This is a genomic window from Streptomyces sp. PsTaAH-137 (assembly GCF_003259365.1).
GTDB lineage: Bacteria > Actinomycetota > Actinomycetes > Streptomycetales > Streptomycetaceae > Streptomyces.
Window position 1 is genome coordinate 22,064 of sequence record NZ_QLLY01000017.1, and the last position, 21,216, is coordinate 43,279.

The 21,216-nt window shown below is 69.7% G+C and carries 17 protein-coding genes; 15 read left to right on the forward strand and 2 right to left on the reverse strand.

The window, feature by feature from the left end; all coding sequences use genetic code 11:
- Nucleotides 1–34: 34 nt before the first annotated feature.
- Entirely contained in the window at nucleotides 35–3,115 is a 3,081-nt protein-coding gene (gene uvrA / locus K377_RS31065) for an excinuclease ABC subunit UvrA (protein ID WP_111666909.1), read from the forward strand.
- A gap of 203 nt (nucleotides 3,116–3,318) precedes the next feature.
- On the opposite strand, the gene K377_RS31070 is transcribed toward uvrA, so the two are convergent.
- Nucleotides 3,319–4,263 carry a carbohydrate kinase gene (locus K377_RS31070; RefSeq protein WP_111666910.1) on the reverse strand — a complete coding sequence of 315 codons (945 nt, stop codon included), beginning with the start codon at nucleotides 4,261–4,263 and terminating at the stop codon, nucleotides 3,319–3,321.
- A 432-nt stretch (nucleotides 4,264–4,695) separates the two neighbouring features.
- On the opposite strand from K377_RS31070, the gene K377_RS31075 reads away from it, so the two are divergent.
- A complete protein-coding gene (locus K377_RS31075; RefSeq protein ID WP_111666911.1) occupies nucleotides 4,696–5,127 on the forward strand; it encodes a Rieske (2Fe-2S) protein in 432 nt (143 codons plus the stop codon).
- Nucleotides 5,128–5,259: 132 nt separating this feature from the next.
- Here the strand turns inward: K377_RS31075 and K377_RS31080 are convergent, their stop codons facing one another.
- A complete protein-coding gene (locus K377_RS31080; RefSeq protein WP_111666912.1) occupies nucleotides 5,260–6,210 on the reverse strand; it encodes a hypothetical protein in 951 nt (316 codons plus the stop codon).
- Between the two features lie 401 nt (nucleotides 6,211–6,611).
- On the opposite strand from K377_RS31080, the gene uvrC reads away from it, so the two are divergent.
- The 13 genes from uvrC to K377_RS31145 all read left to right on the forward strand — a co-directional run bounded on the left by uvrC (nucleotide 6,612) and on the right by K377_RS31145 (nucleotide 21,120).
- On the forward strand, nucleotides 6,612–8,708 hold the full coding sequence (gene uvrC / locus K377_RS31085; protein ID WP_111666913.1) for an excinuclease ABC subunit UvrC: 2,097 nt from the start codon (nucleotides 6,612–6,614) through the stop codon (nucleotides 8,706–8,708).
- A complete protein-coding gene (gene rapZ, locus K377_RS31090; protein ID WP_237551546.1) occupies nucleotides 8,705–9,727 on the forward strand; it encodes an RNase adapter RapZ in 1,023 nt (340 codons plus the stop codon). Before uvrC ends, rapZ begins: the two co-directional genes overlap by 4 nt.
- Nucleotides 9,724–10,761 carry a uridine diphosphate-N-acetylglucosamine-binding protein YvcK gene (yvcK, locus tag K377_RS31095; RefSeq protein ID WP_111666914.1) on the forward strand — a complete coding sequence of 346 codons (1,038 nt, stop codon included), beginning with the start codon at nucleotides 9,724–9,726 and terminating at the stop codon, nucleotides 10,759–10,761. The genes rapZ and yvcK overlap by 4 nt, the downstream gene beginning before the upstream one ends.
- A complete protein-coding gene (whiA, locus tag K377_RS31100; protein ID WP_111666915.1) occupies nucleotides 10,752–11,777 on the forward strand; it encodes a DNA-binding protein WhiA in 1,026 nt (341 codons plus the stop codon). Before yvcK ends, whiA begins: the two co-directional genes overlap by 10 nt.
- A 589-nt stretch (nucleotides 11,778–12,366) precedes the next feature.
- Nucleotides 12,367–13,377, forward strand: coding sequence for a type I glyceraldehyde-3-phosphate dehydrogenase (gene gap / locus K377_RS31105; RefSeq protein WP_111666916.1), 1,011 nt, complete (start codon nucleotides 12,367–12,369; stop codon nucleotides 13,375–13,377).
- 138 nt (nucleotides 13,378–13,515) lie between these two features.
- Nucleotides 13,516–14,727: a phosphoglycerate kinase gene (locus K377_RS31110; RefSeq protein ID WP_111666917.1), complete on the forward strand. Its 1,212-nt coding sequence runs from the start codon at nucleotides 13,516–13,518 to the stop codon at nucleotides 14,725–14,727.
- A gap of 6 nt (nucleotides 14,728–14,733) precedes the next feature.
- Nucleotides 14,734–15,510: a triose-phosphate isomerase gene (gene tpiA / locus K377_RS31115; RefSeq protein WP_111666918.1), complete on the forward strand. Its 777-nt coding sequence runs from the start codon at nucleotides 14,734–14,736 to the stop codon at nucleotides 15,508–15,510.
- Between the two features lie 162 nt (nucleotides 15,511–15,672).
- On the forward strand, nucleotides 15,673–15,903 hold the full coding sequence (secG, locus tag K377_RS31120; protein ID WP_111666919.1) for a preprotein translocase subunit SecG: 231 nt from the start codon (nucleotides 15,673–15,675) through the stop codon (nucleotides 15,901–15,903).
- Nucleotides 15,904–16,130: 227 nt separating this feature from the next.
- The gene (locus K377_RS31125) at nucleotides 16,131–16,466 is read left to right on the forward strand and encodes an RNA polymerase-binding protein RbpA (protein ID WP_111666920.1); all 336 of its coding nucleotides are present in this window, start codon (nucleotides 16,131–16,133) and stop codon (nucleotides 16,464–16,466) included.
- Nucleotides 16,467–16,640: 174 nt separating this feature from the next.
- Nucleotides 16,641–18,296 carry a glucose-6-phosphate isomerase gene (gene pgi, locus K377_RS31130; RefSeq protein WP_111666921.1) on the forward strand — a complete coding sequence of 552 codons (1,656 nt, stop codon included), beginning with the start codon at nucleotides 16,641–16,643 and terminating at the stop codon, nucleotides 18,294–18,296.
- Nucleotides 18,297–18,364: 68 nt separating this feature from the next.
- Nucleotides 18,365–18,844, forward strand: coding sequence for a DUF2087 domain-containing protein (locus K377_RS42890; RefSeq protein WP_375605976.1), 480 nt, complete (start codon nucleotides 18,365–18,367; stop codon nucleotides 18,842–18,844).
- 72 nt (nucleotides 18,845–18,916) lie between these two features.
- Nucleotides 18,917–20,617, forward strand: a complete 1,701-nt coding sequence (locus K377_RS31140; RefSeq protein ID WP_237551547.1) for an FUSC family protein — start codon at nucleotides 18,917–18,919, stop codon at nucleotides 20,615–20,617.
- The gene (locus K377_RS31145) at nucleotides 20,614–21,120 is read left to right on the forward strand and encodes a MarR family winged helix-turn-helix transcriptional regulator (protein WP_237551548.1); all 507 of its coding nucleotides are present in this window, start codon (nucleotides 20,614–20,616) and stop codon (nucleotides 21,118–21,120) included. Before K377_RS31140 ends, K377_RS31145 begins: the two co-directional genes overlap by 4 nt.
- Nucleotides 21,121–21,216: the final 96 nt, after the last annotated feature.

Consider the following 21,216-nt stretch of genomic DNA (forward strand, 5'->3'; position numbering starts at 1 on the left):
CCTGTCGCTTCTCTCTAGAAAGGTGCGGACCGGCGTGGCCGACCGTCTCATCGTCCGTGGCGCGCGCGAGCACAATCTCCGGAATGTCTCGCTCGACCTCCCGCGCGACTCCCTCATCGTCTTCACCGGTCTGTCCGGCTCCGGCAAGTCCTCGCTCGCGTTCGACACGATCTTCGCCGAGGGCCAGCGCCGGTACGTCGAGTCGCTGTCCTCGTACGCCCGTCAGTTCCTCGGCCAGATGGACAAGCCGGACGTCGACTTCATCGAGGGCCTGTCACCGGCCGTCTCGATCGACCAGAAGTCGACGTCGCGCAACCCGCGCTCCACGGTCGGCACCATCACCGAGGTCTACGACTATCTGCGACTCCTCTTCGCGCGCATCGGCAAGCCGCACTGCCCCGAGTGCGGCCGCCCCATCGCGCGCCAGTCGCCGCAGGCCATCGTCGACAAGGTCCTGGAGCTGCCCGAGGGCAGCCGCTTCCAGGTGCTGTCGCCGCTGGTGCGCGAGCGCAAGGGTGAGTTCATCGATCTCTTCAGCGACCTGCAGACCAAGGGCTACTCCCGCGCGCGCGTGGACGGCCAGACGATCCAGCTCTCCGAGCCGCCGACCCTGAAGAAGCAGGAGAAGCACACCATCGAGGTGGTCGTCGACCGCCTCACGGTGAAGGACTCCGCCAAGCGCCGCCTGACCGACTCCGTGGAGACCGCGCTCGGCCTGTCCGGCGGCATGGTCGTGCTCGACTTCGTCGACCTCCCGGAGGACGACCCCGAGCGCGAGCGCATGTACTCGGAGCACCTGTACTGCCCGCACGACGACCTGTCCTTCGAGGAGCTGGAGCCGCGCTCCTTCTCCTTCAACTCGCCCTTCGGCGCCTGCCCCGACTGCTCGGGCATCGGTACGCGCATGGAGGTCGACCCGGAGCTGATCGTTCCCGACGAGGACAAGTCGCTCGACGAGGGCGCCATCCACCCGTGGTCGCACGGCCACACCAAGGACTACTTCGGCCGCCTCATCGGCGCTCTCGCCGACGCCCTCGGCTTCCGCACGGACATCCCGTTCGCCGGACTGCCGCAGCGCGCGAAGAAGGCGCTGATCTACGGCCACAAGACCCAGATCGAGGTCCGCTACCGCAACCGGTACGGGCGCGAGCGCGTCTACACGACGCCGTTCGAGGGCGCCGTGCCGTTCGTCAAGCGCCGCCACAGCGAGGCCGAGTCGGACGCGAGCCGCGAGCGCTTCGAGGGCTACATGCGGGAGGTGCCCTGCCCCACCTGTGAGGGCACGCGCCTGAAGCCGATCGTGCTGGCCGTCACGGTCATGGACAAGTCGATCGCCGAGGTCTCGGCGATGTCCATCAGCGACTGCGCCGACTTCCTGGCCAAGCTCACGCTGAACGCGCGCGACAAGAAGATCGCCGAGCGCGTGCTGAAGGAGGTCAACGAGCGACTGCGGTTCCTCGTGGACGTGGGCCTCGATTACCTGTCGCTGAACCGGGCGGCCGGCACCCTCTCGGGCGGCGAGGCCCAGCGCATCCGCCTCGCCACGCAGATCGGCTCCGGTCTCGTCGGTGTCCTGTACGTCCTGGACGAGCCGTCCATCGGTCTCCACCAGCGCGACAACCACCGCCTGATCGAGACGCTGGTCCGCCTGCGCGACATGGGCAACACGCTCATCGTGGTCGAGCACGACGAGGACACCATCAAGGTCGCCGACTGGATCGTCGACATCGGCCCCGGTGCGGGTGAGCACGGCGGCAAGGTCGTGCACAGCGGCCCGTTGAAGGAGCTGGTGAAGAACGCCGAGTCGATGACCGGCCAGTATCTGTCGGGCAAGAGGGCCATCCCCATCCCGGACGTCCGGCGCCCGGTGGATCCGGCCCGCCGCCTGACGGTGCACGGAGCCAAGGAGAACAACCTGCGGGACATCGACGTGTCTTTCCCGCTGGGTGTGCTCACGGCCGTCACCGGTGTCTCCGGCTCGGGCAAGTCGACGCTGGTCAACGACATCCTGTACACGCACCTGGCGCGCGAGCTGAACGGCGCCCGCACGGTCCCCGGCCGGCACACGCGCGTGGACGGCGACGACCTCGTCGACAAGGTCGTGCACGTGGACCAGTCGCCGATCGGCCGTACGCCGCGGTCGAACCCGGCGACGTACACCGGTGTCTTCGACCACGTCCGCAGGCTGTTCGCCGAGACGACCGAGGCGAAGGTCCGCGGTTATCTGCCCGGGCGTTTCTCCTTCAACGTCAAGGGCGGCCGCTGCGAGAACTGCTCGGGCGACGGCACGATCAAGATCGAGATGAACTTCCTGCCGGACGTGTACGTCCCGTGCGAGGTCTGCCACGGTGCGCGGTACAACCGGGAGACCCTGGACGTCCACTACAAGGGCAAGTCCATCGCCGAGGTCTTGGACATGCCGATCGAGGAGGCGCTGAGCTTCTTCGAGGCCGTTCCCGGCATCGCCCGTCACCTCAAGACGCTGAACGACGTGGGTCTCGGCTACGTCCGGCTCGGCCAGTCCGCGCCGACCCTGTCCGGTGGCGAGGCGCAGCGCGTGAAGCTGGCCAGCGAGCTGCAGAAGCGTTCCACGGGCCGCACGGTCTACGTGCTCGACGAGCCGACCACGGGTCTGCACTTCGAGGACATCAGCAAGCTGATCACCGTGCTGTCCGGCCTCGTCGACAAGGGCAACTCGGTCATCGTCATCGAGCACAACCTCGATGTCATCAAGACCGCGGACTGGGTCGTCGACATGGGCCCTGAGGGGGGCAACGGCGGCGGCATCGTCGTCGCCGAGGGCACCCCGGAGGAGGTCGCGGCGGAGCCTGCCAGCCACACCGGCAAGTTCCTGCGCGACATCCTCGGCGCCGACCGGGTCAGCGATGCCCCGGCGCCCGCCACGCGCGCCCGCAAGACCGCTGCGAAGAAGACGGTGGCGGCGGGCAAGGCCCCGGCGAAGAAGGCGGCGACGGCCAAGGCGACCACGACCAAGGCGGCGGCCAAGTCGTCCGCGACGAAGGCCACGTCGACGGCCAAGAAGACGACGCCGGCGAAGTCCACGGCCAAGAAGACCGTGGCGAAGAAGGCGGCCGGTCGGGCCCGCAAGGCCTGACACAGAGGAGCCGTTGGTTACTCTCCGTGAAATATTTGGTGCCCCGTGGGAACTTCCCACGGGGCACCGTCCGTTCAACAGTCAGCCGGCCTGGTCCCGCGGTTCACTGCCGCCGTGAACCGCAGGATCAGTCGAACCTTGACAACAGCACAGAGCAGAGCTGTCGGTCCGATACCGTCGCGGGGAGGGGTTCCGGCAGGCCCCTACACCTCCCCGACCTCGGATCCGTAGGGCGGTTCCGCTCCCGCGCGGGAGCAGGTGATCGCCGCCGCGCGGGCCGCGAACCGGAGCAGGCGTGTCCAGCCGTCACCGTCCAGGCCGTCGACGGCGGCGGGGGAGAGGGCATCCTGCTGCGAAAGGCCGTGCAGCAGCGCCGCGTTGACCGTGTCACCGGCGCCGATGGTGTCGACGACCTCGACCCGCTCACCCGGGACGGCGTACTCGCCGCCGTTCCGTGTGAAGACGGTCAGACCGTCTCCGCCCCGCGTGAGCACCACGGCGGCGGGCCCGCTGGAGAGCCATTCCTGCGGTGTACCGCCGAGCCACTGCGCGTCCTCCTCGGAGAGCTTGAGGAGCGTGGTCGAGGGCAGCCAGTTCTTGAAGCGGGCCCGGTAGGCGTCCGCGTCGGGGATCAGCCCGGGCCGGATGTTCGGGTCGAGCGCGGTGAACAGACCCTGGGCGGAGGCCGCCCGCATCAGGTCCTCGTAGGCGCTCGCGCCCGGCTCCAGGACCAGCGAGCAGGTGCCGAACGACACCGCGCGCGTACCCGCCGGAAGCAGGTCAGGCACCGAGAAGAGGCGATCGGCGGTGCCCTCCGCATAGAAGGAGTAGCCGGCCGAACCGTCCGGCCCGATGGACGTGACCGCCAGCGTCGTCGGCTCGTCCCCGCGCTGCACGGGCGAGGTGTCCACCCCTGCGGAGCGCAGACCGTTCAGCAGGGCCTCGCCGAAGCCGTCCCGGGACAGGCGGGAACAGAAGGCGACGGGAGAGCCGAGGCGGCCGAGCGCCACCGCCGTGTTGTACGGGCCGCCGCCCAGCCGCGGTGCGAGCGGGGGCAGCCCGGGAGCCCGTCGGTCCGCGCCGCCGTCGTCGGGGCTCGACCCCAGCGGGACGAGATCGATCAGGGCCTCTCCGGCGACGACGATCACAACGGGGTCCTTTCAGACGGCGGACGGAGTGGTGCGGGGCGAGCGGGCAGCCGTGTGTCCGGTCGTCCCGAGGGGCGACCGAACGACGGCATGATCACGGTCGGCGCCGCGCACACCGTGGCCGACCCCTGAGCGACACAGCCTCCTGTGAAGCGGGCCGCCCGACGGCAGGCTAGAGCGTCGGCGACCTGCGAGGCACCACCTGCCCCCGACCCGGGCACGCACACCGCCGAAGCGGGCACACGGAGGGCGGGACCGGGCGTTCCTCTCACCGCTCCCAAGCCGCTCGCGCACCGCTCCGCAGGGGCCCCGCCAGGGTGCCTGCCACCCCGCCGGTATCGTCTGATCTGTCACCCCTGGTCAGCCTCAAGGCCGGTCGGTTCCCGGCCCGGCGCCGGGCTGCCTCCGCCCAGCGACACCCGTGGAGCCTCGATGCCCGGCACAACCCCTTCCCGCATCTCTCGCCGCACCGCGCTGCGCGGCGTCGCCATTGCGGGGACGGCAGGGATCGGCCTGACCGCGTGCTCCACCGGGGGCGACTCGGGTGCGGCCGCCGCACCCACCGCGCCCGTCGACCTGGGCAAGGCCGACGAGGTACCCGAAGGCGGCGCGAAGCTCTACAAGGACGAGCACGTCGTGGTCAGCCGTGCCGAGAGCGGCGACTACAAGGCGTTCAGCACGATCTGCACCCACGCCGGATGCCCCATCGGGATGCTGAAGGGCACCGAGCTGACCTGCAACTGCCACGGCAGCAAGTTCGACGCCACCACCGGGAAGGTGCTGCAGTCCCCGGCGACGGAGCCGCTGGAGGAGCTTTCGGTGAAGGTCGAGGGCGGCAAGATCGTCGCGAGCCCCAAGCAGTAGACCCCGCCGAGAACGTCCTGATCCCGCCTCCACCGCCCAGCCGCCCCACCGCTTCCGGCCGCCCACCGTGCCCGGCCCCGGGGCGACCTGGATCAGGTCGACCCGGCCCGGGCCCGCCATCACCCTCCACCCCTACTCCCAATCCCAGCCGATCCCCAGCAGCCCCACCCGTACGCCCTGCTCCACCATGTGCACCGACCGGTGCCGATCGCTGACCGTCAGTTCCTGGCGGTCGACGCGTGGGGCGGCCGTAGACCGTTGGGCGAAGCGGTGGCAGCCCACCGGCAGCGTGTCGTCGGCGAACCGCACCTGGAGCGCGTACTGCCCGCCGGCGCGGCTGAACCCGCGAACGTACTGGCTCGACGTGCCCGCGGTGCCGTCCTGGAATCCGTAGCGGAACACATGGGTGTCCCCGGCCCGCAGCCGCGTGTCGAAGAGCAGTTCCGTCACCAGCACGCCGGTTTTGGTGTCCCAGCACATCCGTCCGGTACGACAGTTCTCCACGGCCTCCACCGCCACGTCCCTGGGGGAGCAGCCCGGGTCTCCGTGATGGACGGCCACATAGCGGTCCACCCCGTCGCGATGGGCCCGCACGATGTGCTGCGAGTCTCTGCCGAGCAGCTCCCTGCGGGACCCGATCCGGACCCGTTCGAAGTGCCCGACGGTGTGCAGGCCCCCGTCCAGGGGTGACCCCAGCTCCGTCAGCAGCCGGTGGAGCACTCCGGAGGCCGTGGTCGGCGGGCGGTACGGGCGCGTCGTGGGCCGCTGCTCCGCGACAGGCTTCTCGCCCCGCCCGAGGAGCCGGATCAGCGACTCGTCGGGCAGCTGAAGGATCTCCTCCAGAGCACGCACGGCCCGCATCGACTCGTCGCGCTGCGGTCTTCGCGCCCCCTGCTGCCAGTAACTCAAGCTGGTCACACCGACCTTGATGCCCTGGCGCGACAGATGATGCTGCACCCGGTGCAGTGGCAGTCTCCGGGCGGCTATCGCGGCCCGCAGGGCGACATGGAACGGGCCGGTGCGCAGAGCCGCCTCCAGTGCCGGTGGCCGTTTGGTTTCCGTGTGCTGTTCGCCCAGTCGCATCGGGGTCTCCGCTTCTCCGCACACTGCCTGCGGAATGTGAACATCCACATCGCTGTATCGGGGCGTTCGCGCCGGTCGGAGTGAGGGCGGTCGGTCGACGTACAGGGGTTCCTCACATCCGTACGACGTCGTTCAGCGCCCGAAGTCACCCGGCATTGAAGCGTGTTGATCTGCCACCGACAAGGGCCGATCCGCGCCAGTGTGTCCGGACATGGCAGGGCGGCCACGACGAGCACATCGTCCGCCGCGCCGACCCGGCAGAAGACGCCGGTGCCGGGCGGGGAGCGGCACGGCTGTGGCCGCTCGGCCCGCCCGCCGGACGGGCTGACCTGGCGGGCTGCGCGGCCGGTCCGGCGCCGGACCGGCCCGAACTGTCACACCCCGGAAGTAGGGTGTCTGACATGGCCGACCCCTCCAGCTACCGCCCCAAGCCGGGACAGATTCCCGACTCCCCAGGGGTGTACAGGTTCCGCGACGAACACCGCCGGGTGATCTACGTCGGAAAGGCGAAGAGTCTGCGTCAGCGCCTGGCGAACTACTTCCAGGACCTGGCGAACCTGCACCCGCGCACCCGCACCATGGTCACCACGGCCGCGTCCGTGGAGTGGACGGTGGTGTCCACGGAGGTCGAGGCGCTGCAGCTGGAGTACTCCTGGATCAAGGAGTACGACCCCCGGTTCAACGTCAAGTACCGCGACGACAAGAGTTATCCGTACCTCGCGGTGACCATGAACGAGGAATTTCCCCGGGTTCAGGTCATGCGTGGCCAGAAGAAGAAGGGCGTGCGCTATTTCGGGCCGTACACGCACGCCTGGGCGATCCGTGACACCGTCGATCTTCTGCTGCGCGTCTTCCCGGTGCGCACCTGCTCCGCCGGAGTGTTCAAGAACGCGGCGAGGACCGGCCGCCCCTGCCTGCTCGGATACATCGGCAAATGCTCGGCGCCCTGCGTGGACCGCGTCACCCCGGACGAGCACCGCGAACTGGCCGACGAGTTCTGCGACTTCATGGCCGGCCGTACAGGGACGTACATCCGGCGCCTGGAGAAGGAGATGCAGGCGGCGGCGGAGGAGATGGAGTACGAGCGGGCCGGCCGCCTGCGCGACGACATCGAGGCCCTGAAGAAGGCCATGGAGAAGAGCGCGGTCGTACTCGCCGACGCCACCGACGCCGACCTCATCGCCCTCGCGGAGGACGAGCTGGAAGCGGCGGTCCAGATCTTCCACGTGCGCGGCGGACGCGTCCGCGGCCAGCGCGGCTGGGTCACCGACAAGGTCGAGGCCGTCACCAGCGGTGACTTGGTCGAGCACGCGCTCCAGCAGCTCTACGGGGAGGAGAGCGGCGACGCCGTCCCCAAGGAGGTCCTCGTCCCCGCCCTGCCCGAGCCCGTCGAGCCGATCCAGGCCTGGCTGACCGAGCGCCGCGGCTCGATCGTCTCGCTGCGCATCCCGCAGCGCGGCGACAAGAAGGCCCTCATGGAGACGGTGCACAGGAACGCGCAGCAGGCACTGGTCCTGCACAAGACCAGGCGCGCCTCCGACCTGACCACACGCTCCCGCGCCCTGGAGGAGATCGCCGAAGCCCTCGACCTGGGCAGCGCCCCGCTGCGCATCGAGTGCTACGACATCTCCCACCTCCAGGGCGACGACGTCGTCGCCTCCATGGTGGTCTTCGAGGACGGCCTCGCACGCAAGAGCGAGTACCGGCGCTTCCAGATCAAGGGTTTCGAGGGGCAGGACGACGTCCGCTCCATGCACGAGGTGATCACGCGTCGCTTCAAGCGCTATCTCGCCGCCCAGGAGAAGTCGGCCGACTGGTCCGACGCCGAGCTGGACGACGAGACCGAGCAGGAGATGCGCCTCACCGAGGACGACGGGCGGCCCAAGAAGTTCGCCTATCCGCCCCAGCTCGTCGTGGTGGACGGCGGCCAGCCGCAGGTCGCGGCGGCCAAGCGGGCCCTGGACGAGCTGGGCATCGACGACATCGCCGTGTGCGGCCTCGCCAAGCGCCTCGAAGAGGTCTGGGTGCCCGACGAGGACGACCCGGTGGTGCTGCCACGGACCAGCGAGGGGCTCTATCTTCTGCAGCGGGTCCGCGACGAGGCCCACCGTTTCGCGATCACCTACCAGCGCACCAAGCGGGCCAAGCGCTTCAGGGCCGGACCGCTGGACGACGTACCGGGACTCGGTGACGCCCGTAAACAGGCCCTCATCAAGCACTTCGGTTCGGTGAAGCGGCTGAGGTCCGCCACAATCGACCAGATCTGTGAGGTTCCCGGCATAGGCCGCAAGACGGCTGAGACGATCGTGATCGCCTTCGCGCAGGCGGCACCGGCGGCACCGGCCGTGAACACCGCCACCGGAGAGATCATGGAAGACGACGACGTCACGCCCGACCACGACGACGTCACGGACCACGCCACGGACCGCGCGACGGACGCGCGGACCACCGAGGAGCCCGTCGGCGCCTCGGAAGAACGACGGGGGCAGGAGCCATGACCGAGCAGGACCACGAGAGCAGCGACATCGGCGACACCAGCGGTACGGCGCACAGCCCCGCGCCACCGCAGGGGGCGGCCGAGCAGCAATCCGAGCATGGAGCAGCAGTGAGTACCGGCACAGGCACCACCCACGACGCCCCCGGCGTCCCCGACTCCGCCATCCCCGAGCTGGTGATCATCTCGGGCATGTCGGGCGCGGGCCGCTCCACCGCGGCCAAGTGTCTGGAGGACCTCGGCTGGTTCGTCGTCGACAACCTGCCGCCCGCGCTGATCCCCACCATGGTGGAGCTCGGCGCCCGCTCGCAGGGCAACGTGGCACGGATCGCGGTCGTCGTCGACGTCCGCGGCCGTCGCTTCTTCGACAACCTCCGGGAATCCCTCGCGGACCTGGAGAACAAGCACGTCACGCGCCGCATCGTCTTCCTGGAGTCCTCCGACGAGGCCTTGGTGCGCCGCTTCGAGTCGGTGCGCCGCCCGCATCCCCTGCAGGGCGACGGCCGCATCGTCGACGGCATCGACGCCGAGCGCGAGCTCCTGCGCGAGCTGCGCGGCGACGCCGACCTCGTCATCGACACCTCCAGCCTGAACGTGCACGAGCTGCGCGCCAAGATGGACGCCCAGTTCGCGGGCGAGGAGGAGCCCGAGCTGCGGGCCACCGTCATGTCGTTCGGCTTCAAGTACGGGCTGCCCGTCGACGCCGACCTCGTCGTCGACATGCGCTTCCTGCCGAACCCGCACTGGGTCCCCGAGCTGCGCCCCTTCACAGGGCTCAACGAGGAGGTCTCGAACTACGTCTTTTCGCAGCCCGGCGCCAAGGAGTTCCTCGACCGCTACACCGAGCTGCTCCAGCTGATCGCGGCCGGCTACCGCCGCGAGGGCAAGCGGTACGTGACCATCGCCGTCGGCTGCACCGGCGGCAAGCACCGCTCCGTCGCCACCTCGGAGAAGCTCGCCGCCCGCCTCGCCGCGCAGGGCGTGGAGACCGTGGTCGTCCACCGGGACATGGGCCGCGAATGACGGGACGTACGCTGCGGCTCACCAGCAGGATCCGCCGCAGAAGCTCACCGGCGGCGCCCGGCAAGGGCGCGACGCCCAAGGTCGTCGCGCTCGGCGGCGGCATGGGCCTCTCGGCCTCGCTCGCGGCGCTGCGTCGCATCACGGGCGACCTCACGGCCGTCGTCACGGTCGCCGACGACGGCGGCTCCAGCGGGCGCCTGCGGGACGAGCTGGGCGTGCTGCCGCCCGGCGACCTGCGCAAGGCCCTCGCGGCCCTGTGCGGCGACGACGACTGGGGCCAGACCTGGGCCCGCGTCATCCAGCACCGCTTCCAGTCCCCGGGCGAGATGAACGGCCACGCGGTCGGCAATCTCCTGATCGTCGCCCTGTGGGAGCAGCTCGGCGATCACGTCCAGGCACTGGACCTGGTCGGCAAGCTGCTGGGCGCACACGGCCGCGTCCTGCCCATGTCCGCGGTGCCGCTGGAGCTGCAGGCCGAGGTCAGGGGAGACGATCCGGCACGCCCGGACGACATCCGGACCATCCGCGGCCAGGCGAACGTCGCGCTCACCCTGGGCGAGGTCCAGTCCGTGCACGTGGTGCCGCACGACCCGCCGGCCGTCCCCGAGGTGGTCGCCGCCGTCCTCGACGCGGACTGGGTGGTGCTCGGCCCGGGCTCCTGGTTCTCCTCCGTGATCCCGCATCTCCTGGTGCCCGAACTGCTCGACGCGCTCGTCGAGACGAAGGCCCGCAAGGTCCTCTCGCTCAACCTCGCACCGCAACCCGGAGAAACCGATGGGTTCTCACCGCAGCGTCATTTGGAGGTTTTGGGACGACACGCCCCTAAACTCGCCCTGGACGTGGTGCTGGCCGACGAGGCCGCCGTGCCCGACCGCGATGAACTCATCGATGCCGCCAAGGAGCGATTCGGTGCCGCGGTCGAGCTGGCGCCGGTAGCCAGGCCCGACGGGACTCCAAGACACGACCCGGAGCTGTTGGCCGCCGCGTACGACCGTATTTTTCGGATGCATGGAAGGATCGGCCCATGGCGATGACGGCAGCGGTGAAGGATGAGATCTCCCGGCTTCCCGTCACCCGGACCTGCTGCAGAAAGGCCGAGGTCTCGGCGATCCTGCGGTTCGCGGGCGGCCTTCACCTGGTGAGCGGCCGCATCGTGATCGAGGCGGAGCTGGACACCGCGATGGCCGCCCGGCGGCTCAAGCGGGACATTCTGGAGATCTTCGGGCACAGCTCGGAGCTGATCGTGATGGCGCCGGGCGGGCTGCGCCGCGGCTCGCGTTTTGTCGTACGGGTCGTCGCGGGCGGTGACCAGCTGGCGCGTCAGACGGGGCTCGTGGACGGCCGCGGCCGCCCGATCCGCGGCCTGCCCCCGCAGGTGGTCTCGGGGGCCACCTGCGACGCGGAGGCGGCCTGGCGGGGCGCGTTCCTGGCGCACGGCTCGCTCACCGAGCCGGGGCGCTCCAGCTCCCTCGAGGTGACCTGCCCGGGCCCGGAGGCCGCGCTCGCGCTGGTCGGCGCGGCCCGCCGCCTCTCGATCGCCGCCAAGGCCCGCGAGGTGCGCGGCGTGGACCGTGTCGTCGTCCGCGACGGCGACGCGATCGGCGCGCTGCTCACCCGGATGGGTGCCCATGAGTCGGTGCTCGCGTGGGAGGAGCGGCGGATGCGCCGCGAGGTCCGCGCCACCGCCAACCGCCTGGCGAACTTCGACGACGCGAACCTGCGCCGCTCGGCCCGCGCGGCGGTCGCCGCCGGCGCCCGCGTGCAGCGCGCCCTGGAGATCCTGGCCGACGAGGTGCCCGAGCACCTGGCGGCCGCCGGCCGGCTGCGCATGGAGCACAAGCAGGCCTCCCTGGAGGAGCTGGGCGCGCTCGCCGACCCGCCGCTGACCAAGGACGCCGTCGCCGGCCGGATCCGCCGCCTGCTGGCCATGGCGGACAAGCGGGCGCAGGACCTCGGCATCCCGGGCACGGAGTCGAACCTGACGGAGGAGCTGGCCGACGAAATGGCGGAAGGGCTGGCCGACAGCCTCGCGGACAACATGGCGGGCTGATCCCGCCCGCAGGTGAACGAGCCGGTGGCGGCACCCCTGGAGGGTGCCGCCACCGGCTTTTTTCCTACCCCCTGCCACCACGGCCCACTGGCGGTTATCGCGCCTCAATAGGCACGTAAGGCGGCTATGCGCGGAGGCCATCCGGTCCAGGAGGCCATCCCCGCTTCAAACCCCGCGTCGGCTGTTCCCGTGCGCGTTTATCCGGTGATCGGAGCGGCCCGCCGAAATCCGGAAAGTGAACTTCCGGTGTACCCACTCGCTCCACCGTCGCCGCTGCCCGCCCTCGGCCGTCGGCCCACGGGAGGGCGGCGCCACCCGGACGGCCCAGCGCGCCGCGCCCTCGATCTCATTGCGCTCATCAGAAAGGACCTGCGCTCAATTAGCGACTGATGAGCCGGATCGACGCGGAAATACCCACGAAATAAGCCGTGGCCACAAGGTTACTGATGAGTACAAGCCGATGTGCGCTGCGTACGGACGCTCGATGTCACCCAAAGCCTTTATGGGAGGTAGGGTCGGAGGCGGTCGGGGACATCCCAATAAATCTCGCCGGCGTCGAAACCCGGCGTACCAACGAGGAGATCGGTTCGTGACGATCCGCGTAGGCATCAACGGCTTTGGCCGCATCGGTCGTAACTACTTCCGCGCGCTGCTGGACCAGGGTGCGGACATCGAGATCGTGGCTGTCAACGACCTGGGTGACACCGCGACCACCGCACACCTCCTGAAGTACGACACCATCCTGGGTCGCCTCAAGGCCGAGGTGTCGCACACCGAGGACACCATCACGGTCGACGGCCACACCATCAAGGTGCTGTCCGAGCGCAACCCCGCCGACATCCCGTGGGGCGACCTGGGCGTCGACATCGTCATCGAGTCGACCGGCATCTTCACCAAGAAGGCCGACGCCGAGAAGCACATCGCCGGTGGCGCGAAGAAGGTCCTCATCTCGGCTCCGGCCAAGGACGAGGACATCACCATCGTGATGGGCGTCAACCAGGACAAGTACGACGCGGCCAACCACCACGTCATCTCGAACGCGTCCTGCACCACCAACTGTGTGGCGCCGATGGCCAAGGTTCTCGACGAGAACTTCGGCATCGTCAAGGGCCTGATGACGACGGTCCACGCGTACACGAACGACCAGCGCATCCTGGACTTCCCGCACTCGGACCTGCGTCGCGCCCGCGCCGCCGCCGAGAACATCATCCCGACCACCACCGGTGCCGCGAAGGCCACCGCCCTGGTGCTCCCGCAGCTGAAGGGCAAGCTGGACGGCATCGCCATGCGCGTCCCGGTTCCCACCGGCTCGGCCACCGACCTGGTCGTGGAGCTGCAGCGCGAGGTCACCAAGGACGAGGTCAACGCCGCGTTCAAGAAGGCCGCCGACGACGGCGACCTCAAGGGCATCCTGTTCTACACCGAGGACCCGATCGTGTCCTCGGACATCGTGAGCGACCCGGCGTCCTGCACCTTCGACTCCTCCCTGACGATGGTCCAGGAGGGCAAGACGGTGAAGATCCTCGGTTGGTACGACAACGAGTGGGGCTACTCCAACCGCCTCGTCGACCTCACGGTCTTCGTCGGCAGCCAGCTCTGAACCTCTAAGGTTCTGGAGCAGCAAGGCACTCAGATGTGAGCGAAGGGTCCGGACCCGCGCGACGCCGCGCGACAGTCCGGGCCCTTCGCACGTCAGCCTCTCAGCCTCGTACGACCAGTCCTCTCAAGGAGCCCACTCATGAAGACCATTGAGGAACTTCTCGCCGAAGGGGTCGACGGCAAGCGGGTGTTCGTCCGCGCCGACCTCAATGTGCCGCTGGCCGACGGCCTCATCACCGACGACGGCCGCATCCGCGCCGTCCTGCCGACCGTCGAGGCCCTGGCCGGAGCGGGCGCCAAGGTCATCGTCGCCTCCCACCTGGGCCGCCCCAAGGGCGCCCCGGACCCCCAGTTCTCCCTGCTGCCCGCCGCCGAGCGCCTCGCCGAGCTGCTCGGCAAGCCGGTCGCCTTCGCGCAGGACACCGTCGGCCCCGCCGCCCACGACGCGGTGAACGGCCTGGAGCCCGGCCAGGTCGCCGTCATCGAGAACCTGCGGTTCAACGCGGGGGAGACGAGCAAGGACGACACCGAGCGCGGCGAGTTCGCCGATCAGCTCGCAGCCCTCGCTGACCTCTACGTGGGCGACGGATTCGGCGCGGTGCACCGCAAGCACGCCTCGGTGTACGACCTGCCGAAGCGGCTCCCGCACTACGCCGGGTTCCTCATCGCCACCGAGGTCGGCGTCCTGAAGAAGCTCACCGACGACGTCAAGCGCCCCTACGTGGTCGCGCTCGGCGGCGCCAAGGTCTCCGACAAGCTGGCCGTCATCGACGAGCTGCTCGGCAAGGCCGACCGTCTCCTCATCGGCGGCGGCATGGCGTACACGTTCCTCAAGGCCAAGGGCTACGAGGTCGGCATCTCGCTCCTCCAGGAGGACCAGCTTCCCGCGGTCACCGAGTACATGGAGCGCGCCGAGAAGAGCGGCGTCGAGCTCGTACTGCCGGTGGACGTCCTGGTGTCGACGGAGTTCCCCGACCTCAAGACCAAGGCCCCGGCCAACCCCTCCACCGTCGCCGCGGACGCCATCCCGGCCGACCAGGAGGGCCTCGACATCGGCCCGGAGACCCGCAAGCTGTACGCGTCGAAGCTCGCCGACGCGCAGACCGTGTTCTGGAACGGCCCGATGGGCGTCTTCGAGCACCCCGACTACGCCGAGGGCACCAAGGAGCTCGCCCAGGCACTCATCGACTCCCCGGGCTTCACCGTGGTGGGCGGCGGAGACTCCGCCGCCGCGGTCCGTACCCTGGGCTTCGACGAGAAGGCATTCGGCCACATCTCGACCGGCGGCGGCGCCTCCCTCGAATACCTCGAGGGCAAGACGCTGCCCGGTCTCGCCGCACTGGAGGACTGACCCTTTATGAGCACCCGCACGCCGATCATGGCGGGCAACTGGAAGATGAACCTCAACCACCTCGAGGCCATCGCCCACGTCCAGAAGCTCGCCTTCGCTCTCGCGGACAAGGACTACGAAGCCGTCGAGGTCGCCGTCCTGCCGCCCTTCACCGACCTGCGCTCCGTGCAGACGCTGGTGGACGGCGACAAGCTCAAGATCAAGTACGGCGCCCAGGACCTCTCGGCGCACGACTCCGGTGCCTACACCGGCGAGATCTCGGGCCCGATGCTCGCCAAGCTCAAGTGCACGTACGTCGCGATCGGCCACTCCGAGCGCCGGCAGTACCACAACGAGACCGACGAGATCGTCAACGCCAAGGTGAAGGCCGCCTACAAGCACGGCATCACGCCGATCCTGTGCGTCGGTGAGGAGCTGGACGTCCGCGAGGCGGGCAACCACGTCTCCCACACGCTCGCCCAGGTCGAGGGCGGCCTCAAGGACCTCCCGGCCGAGCAGGCCGAGACGATCGTCATCGCCTACGAGCCCGTGTGGGCCATCGGCACCGGCAAGGTGTGCGGCGCCGACGACGCGCAGGAGGTCTGCAAGGCCATCCGCGGCAAGCTCGCCGAGCTGTACTCCGAGGACGTCGCCGAGAAGATCCGCATCCAGTACGGCGGCTCGGTCAAGTCGGGCAACGTCAAGGAGATCATGGCCCAGGCCGACATCGACGGCGCCCTGGTCGGCGGTGCCGCGCTGGACGCCGACGAGTTCGTCAAGATCGTCCGCTTCGGCGAGCAGTAGGCCGAAAAGGATCGCCGACCTGTCAGCCTGCCGGTGAGTATGCGCTGACGGCGATACGTCGTACTCTTGCGGGGCCGAGCGGCACGCTGCTCGGCCCTGGTCGTCCGTTAAAGTCCCAGATTCGTCCGAGTTCAGTCCGAGGAAGTTGGTCCAGCCGTGGTTATGGGGTTCTCGATCGCCCTGATCGTCTTCAGCCTGCTGCTGATGCTCCTGGTGCTCATGCACAAGGGAAAGGGCGGCGGCCTCTCCGACATGTTCGGTGGCGGCATGCAGTCCTCCGTCGGTGGCTCCTCGGTCGCCGAGCGCAACCTGGACCGGATCACCGTCGTGATCGGTCTGCTCTGGTTCGCGTGCATCGTCGTGCTCGGCATTCTCATGAAGATCAACAACTGACCTTCGCAGCGACTCGTCGCAACTGCACACAGGTCAGGTATTTTCACGTAACGCCCCATGTGAGGTACGCGCTCAACTGCGCGGCCTATCATGGGGCTTGCGTCTAGGTGGAGGGGATGTAACTCCAATCACTGGACGCGCGTTGGGCCTTACGTAGACTGTGGCGCTCCGCGGCGAAGCGAGACGCCGACACGCTTCGCGGCACCATCACGCAGGGAGTTACGACCGTGGCAAGTGGCAACGCGATCCGAGGAAGTCGGGTCGGGGCGGGGCCGATGGGCGAGGCCGAGCGTGGCGAGTCCGCGCCGCGCCTGGCCATCTCCTTCTGGTGTTCGAACGGACACCAGACGCAGCCGAGCTTCGCCTCCGACGCGCAGGTGCCGGAGACCTGGGACTGTCCGCGCTGCGGATTCCCGGCGGGGCAGGACCGGGACAATCCGCCGGACCCGCCGCGCACCGAGCCGTACAAGACGCACCTCGCGTACGTACGGGAGCGTCGCAGTGACGCCGACGGCGAGGCCATCCTCGCCGAGGCGCTCGCGAAACTGCGGGGCGAGATCTGATCAGCCGGCCGGGCCGGGCACCAGGGACGGTGCCCGGCCCGCCTTCGTACGCGGGTCGACGGGCGCCCGGGATTTCGTTGCGCCGAAAGGCCCGATTCACCCTGATCAATTAGGTTGGGTGGCAAGAGTGGGGCATCGCCCGTACGCGCGTACGAGAGAAGGCTGAAGGTCGAGATGAACGCGTCCGACAAGCAGGCAGCGCTGAACCGGACCCCCGAGTGGCAGGCGCTCGCCAAGCACCGGGAACAACTGGGCGACGTACAGCTCCGTGAGGTGTTCGCGGCCGATCCCGCGCGCGGCTCCGGCTATGTGCTTCAGGTCGGCGATCTCCACGTCGACTACTCCAAGCACCTGGTCACCGACGAGACGCTGCGACTGTTGCGCGAGCTGGCCGCGGCGACCGGTGTCTTCGGGCTGCGGGACGCCATGTTCCGCGGCGAGAAGATCAACACGACCGAGGACCGGGCCGTGCTGCACACCGCGCTGCGGGCCCCGCGCGACGCCGTGGTGGAGGTCGACGGGGAGAACGTCGTGCCCGCCGTGCACGCCGTCCTCGACAAGATGAGCGCGTTCGCCGACAGGGTGCGCTCCGGCGAGTGGACCGGCCACACCGGCAAGCGCATCAGGAACATCGTCAACATCGGTATCGGCGGCTCCGACCTCGGACCCGCGATGGCGTACGAGGTACTGCGCTCCTTCACCGACCGGGACCTCACGGTCCGCTTCGTGTCCAACGTGGACGGGGCCGATCTCCACGAGGCCGTACGGGACTTGGACGCGGCGGAGACGCTGTTCATCATCGCGTCGAAGACGTTCACGACGATCGAGACGATCACCAACGCGACCTCCGCCCGCAATTGGCTGCTCACCGAGCTGAAGGCCGATCAGGACGCCGTCGCCAAGCACTTCGTGGCCCTGTCGACCAACGCGGAGAAGGTCGCCGACTTCGGCATCGACACGGCCAACATGTTCGAGTTCTGGGACTGGGTCGGCGGACGGTACTCGTACGACTCCGCGATCGGGCTCTCACTGATGATCGCGATCGGCCCCGACGCGTTCCGCGAGATGCTCGACGGGTTCCACCTCGTCGACGAGCACTTCCGCACCGCGCCCGCCGAGTCCAACGTTCCGCTGCTGATGGGCCTGTTGGGCATCTGGTACGGCAACTTCCACGACGCCCAGTCGCACGCCGTTCTGCCCTACAGTCACTACCTGTCGAAATTCACCGCCTACCTGCAGCAGCTCGACATGGAGTCGAACGGCAAGTACGTGCAGCGCGACGGCGACGAGGTGGCCTGGCAGACCGGCCCGGTGGTGTGGGGCACGCCCGGCACGAACGGGCAGCACGCGTACTACCAGTTGATCCACCAGGGCACGAAGCTGATCCCGGCGGACTTCATCGGATTCGCCGAGCCGGTCGCTGATCTGCTGCCCGGGCTCGTCGCGCAGCACGATCTGCTGATGGCCAACTTCTTCGCGCAGACGCAGGCGCTGGCCTTCGGCAAGACGCCCGACGAGGTGCGCGCCGAGGGCGTGGCCGAGGACCTGGTGCCGCACAAGACGTTCAAGGGCAACCACCCGACCACGACGATCCTGGCGAAGAAGCTCACTCCTTCGGTGCTCGGTCAGCTCGTCGCCCTCTACGAGCACAAGGTGTTCGTCCAGGGCGCCGTGTGGAACATCGACTCCTTCGACCAGTGGGGCGTCGAACTCGGCAAGGTGCTCGCCAAGCGCGTGGAGCCCGCCCTGACGGAGGGCGCGGACGTGCCGGGGCTCGACGCGTCGACCAAGGCGCTCGTGGCCAAGTACCGGGAGCTGCGGGGCCGTTAATCGGATGCGCGGGGGCCGGTGGCGGGCGAGACTGCGGGTTTCGTCCGTCACCCCGCCGGGAGGCCCCCGTGGACCAGTTGTTCTCAGCGCTCGCCGATCCCGAGCGCCTCAGGCTGTACGCGCGCATCGTGCTCGACGACCTGCCACCGCGCGAGGCCGACTCCCCGGTCGCCCGCAAGCATCTGGGCAAGCTGATCGCGGCCGGGCTCGTCGAGCGTGACGCCGACGGGTCGCTGCGCGCCGGGACCGAGGTCTTCCGGCGGGCCAAGGCGCCCGAGCCGGCCTCGGGGGTGCCGCGCAATCTCACCGGCTTCTTCGCCGGCGGCCGGCTGACGGCGATCCCGGTCCGCCCCGCCGTCCGCCACCAGCTCCTCGTCCATCTCACGGACACCCTCTTCGACGCGGACCGCTCCTACAGCGAGCGCGAGGTCAACGCGGCGCTGCGCACCGTCCACGACGACACCGCCGCCCTGCGCCGCTACTGCGTCATCGACGGCCTGCTCGTCCGCGAGAAGGACGGATCCGACTACCAGGTGGCGGGGCGCTAGCGCGAGCAGCGGCGGCAACGCCTGACGTTCGGCGTTATCTTTTACAGATAAAACACATGCTAATCTTTTGGTATGAGCAACGCCGCGTCCGCCACCAGACAGCCCCCCGTCCGCAAGCTCCCGCTGACCGGCGTACTCCGTATCAACCGGCCGTCCGACATCTGGTTCAAGCCCGCGACCAGCGTCGCCGTGGCCGCCGCCCTCGTCCTCGTACCGCTGCTCATAGCGGGCCGCAGCGAGCTGGCGATGTACGCCATGGCCGGAGCGTTCTGCGCGCTCTACGGGCATCAGCTGCCCTACAGCGCGCGCGTCCGGGCCACCGTCTGGGTCGTCATCGGCATGACCGCGGGCATGGCCGTCGCCCTGATCTGCGCCTCCCTCGTCGACAGCGTCGTCGCGCTGATCGCGATCGCCGCGGTGATCGCCGGCGTGCAGAAGGCCGTCTGCGACGCCACCCGCATCGGCCCGCCCGGTCACGTGATCCTCGTCTTCGTCGTGTCGGGCACCCTGTTCGCCCCGCAGGAGCTGCACGAGGTCCCCTTCCACGTCCTGCTGACCTTCGGCGCGGGCATCGTCGGCGCGCTCGTCGCGCTGGCCCCGGCCCTGATCCGGCGCGAGGGCCCCGAGCGCCGCGCCACCGCACGGGCCCTGGAGGCCTCAGCGGCCTATCTGGCCACCGACGACACCACCCGGCGCCTCCGGGCCCGGCATGCCGCCGCAGCGGCCGTACAGGGCGCCTGGCAGTCCCTGCTGGCCGCCGGTGAGCGCACCCCGGCCCGGCGCACCCTGGAACACCTCGTGCTGCACGCCGAAGCCGCCCTCGTCGGCACGCCCCGCGCGGGCGACGGCGACCAGCTGCTCGGCTGGGCCCACCAGGTACGCGGCCGCGGCGCCCTGCCCGAGGTGGCACTGCCCCCGGGCGGCGGCGACGAACTGCTCGGCATCGACGCCGAGCGCGAAGGGCGCCGCGCGCAGGGCCGCAAGCGTCTCGTCGCGCTTCTTTTGCGGCCCGGATCGGCGCTGCTGCCCATCGCCGCACGCTGCGCCGTCGGCTGCGCGGCCGCCGGATACGTGGGCCTGGCCCTCGGTGTCGGCCACCCGTACTGGGCGATCGTCTCGGCCAGCGCGATCTACCAGGCGAACGTCACCCTCACCTGGCACCGCGTGCTCCAGCGCCTGCTCGGCAACGTCCTGGGCGTCCTGGTCTTCATCGCGCTCGTCCCGCTGGCCCGCACCAGCGTCGTCGTCCTGGCCGTCCTGTGCGTCGTGCTCAGTTTCTGCAACGAGATGCTGATCAGCCGCAACTACTGGCTCGGCTCCGTCTCGGTCACGCCGATGGCGCTGCTGATCACCGAGTTCGCCCATGTCAGGCCGGTCACGGAGCTCGTCACCGACCGTGTCCTCGACACCCTCGCCGGGGTCGTGGTCGGCCTGGCCGCGGCCATTCTCATCACCAACCGGCGCATCGGCGGCCGGATGGAGCAGGCCCTCGCCGCCACCGAGCGGGCCACCGTCGGCGCCGACAGCACCCTGGCCGTCTCCGGCGGATCCGCCGCCGATCTCGCCGTCGCCCGCCGTCGCCTCACCGCCAGCCTGGTGGAGCTGAGGGACGCCGCCGACACCGCCGCAGGCGAATGGTGGCAGCGCGCCCTGCCCGAGGAGCAGCTGATGCGCACCGAGCAGCAGGCCCACCGCACGCTCGCCGCGACCGTCCGAAAGCAGGGCCTCGTACGCGACGAACCGCTCGTCGGCGCGGGGGAGCAGCGGGCATGACCGACGACGTCATGGCAGCCGTGGTCCGGCAGTGGCGCGGCGTCCACCCGGACCTGGACACGGGCCCCATGGAGCTGATCGGCCGGATCAACCGCTGCGCCGCCCTCCTCCAGCAGGCGGAGAGCACATCGCTGCGCGAGGCGGGGCTGTCCCGCGCCGAGTTCGACCTGCTGGGCGCGCTGCGCAGGACCGGCGGCGATCTCACCCCCGGTGAACTGGCCCGGGAGACATTCTCCTCCGGAGCCGCGGTCACCAAGCGGCTGCGCGGGCTCACCGAACGCGGCCTGGTCGAGCGGCACACCGACGACCGGGACCGCCGGGTGGCCCATGTGCGCCTGACGGAGACCGGCCGGGACGTCCTCGACGCCGTGCTGCCCGAGCAACTGGCCTTCGAACGCACGCTGCTCGCGGGCCTCACCCCGGACCGGAGCGCCGAACTCGCAGGACGGCTGGGCGAACTGCTGTCCCAGCTGGAGGGGCGCTGGGAGACGCGCGGCTTCTGAGGGCTCTGTCCAGGACTGTTCGGGACCGGTCCGGAACCGCCCGGAACGCGTCGGGCCCCGTACCGGCACATGGGTTCACATGCGTCCGTACGGGGC

What these genes read in the sequence shown, in the direction of transcription:
- K377_RS31075 (WP_111666911.1), top strand. Translation starts at nt 4,696, where the DNA reads ATGCCCGGCACAACCCCTTCCCGCATCTCTCGCCGCACCGCGCTGCGC.
- K377_RS31080 (WP_111666912.1), bottom strand. Translation starts at nt 6,210, where the DNA reads ATGCGACTGGGCGAACAGCACACGGAAACCAAACGGCCACCGGCACTG.
- uvrC (WP_111666913.1), top strand. Translation starts at nt 6,612, where the DNA reads ATGGCCGACCCCTCCAGCTACCGCCCCAAGCCGGGACAGATTCCCGAC.
- rapZ (WP_237551546.1), top strand. Translation starts at nt 8,705, where the DNA reads ATGACCGAGCAGGACCACGAGAGCAGCGACATCGGCGACACCAGCGGT.
- yvcK (WP_111666914.1), top strand. Translation starts at nt 9,724, where the DNA reads ATGACGGGACGTACGCTGCGGCTCACCAGCAGGATCCGCCGCAGAAGC.
- whiA (WP_111666915.1), top strand. Translation starts at nt 10,752, where the DNA reads ATGGCGATGACGGCAGCGGTGAAGGATGAGATCTCCCGGCTTCCCGTC.
- K377_RS31110 (WP_111666917.1), top strand. Translation starts at nt 13,516, where the DNA reads ATGAAGACCATTGAGGAACTTCTCGCCGAAGGGGTCGACGGCAAGCGG.
- tpiA (WP_111666918.1), top strand. Translation starts at nt 14,734, where the DNA reads ATGAGCACCCGCACGCCGATCATGGCGGGCAACTGGAAGATGAACCTC.
- secG (WP_111666919.1), top strand. Translation starts at nt 15,673, where the DNA reads ATGGGGTTCTCGATCGCCCTGATCGTCTTCAGCCTGCTGCTGATGCTC.
- pgi (WP_111666921.1), top strand. Translation starts at nt 16,641, where the DNA reads ATGAACGCGTCCGACAAGCAGGCAGCGCTGAACCGGACCCCCGAGTGG.
- K377_RS31140 (WP_237551547.1), top strand. Translation starts at nt 18,917, where the DNA reads ATGAGCAACGCCGCGTCCGCCACCAGACAGCCCCCCGTCCGCAAGCTC.
- K377_RS31145 (WP_237551548.1), top strand. Translation starts at nt 20,614, where the DNA reads ATGACCGACGACGTCATGGCAGCCGTGGTCCGGCAGTGGCGCGGCGTC.